The sequence below is a fragment of the Winogradskyella ouciana genome, assembly GCF_009709615.1.
GTDB lineage: Bacteria > Bacteroidota > Bacteroidia > Flavobacteriales > Flavobacteriaceae > Winogradskyella > Winogradskyella ouciana.
This window is the reverse complement of the sequence record NZ_WJYA01000031.1, coordinates 1-389: the sequence shown is the minus strand read 5'-3', so window position 1 is coordinate 389 and position 389 is coordinate 1. Positions and strand designations below refer to the sequence as shown.

At 47.8% G+C, this 389-nt stretch carries 1 protein-coding gene; it reads left to right on the top strand.

Annotated features, from left to right (window positions below; all coding sequences use genetic code 11):
• A partial coding sequence (locus F1003_RS18495) for a CLIPPER-2 domain-containing protein (protein WP_202913905.1) occupies positions 1 to 389 on the top strand: 389 nt, incomplete at both ends.

The following is a 389-nucleotide window of genomic DNA, read 5'->3' as shown; positions in this document are numbered from 1 at the left end:
GATCCAACAGATACGACGATTCCACAGGCAGCAAGCATCGCTATAGAGAAGACCAGTAGTTTAGACCTAGGAGTTGACGGCATCGCCACACCGGGTGACATAATAACGTATACCTATACAGTCACCAACACAGGTAACACGACCTTATTTGATGTTAGTGTCACAGAAGACGCAGCGGACTTTACAGGAACGGGTACCTTACCAACACCGACCTATGTCAGTGGAGGAACAGACCAAGACGGAGAAGCCGACTTAGAAGATATGGTAGTAGGTAGTGGAACGATAGTTTATACAGCGACCTATGCGATCACCCAGGCTGATATTGATGCAGGTATCGTAACGAATCAGGCGATAGCCGATAGTGATGACCCAAGCGGTAATCCAGTAAC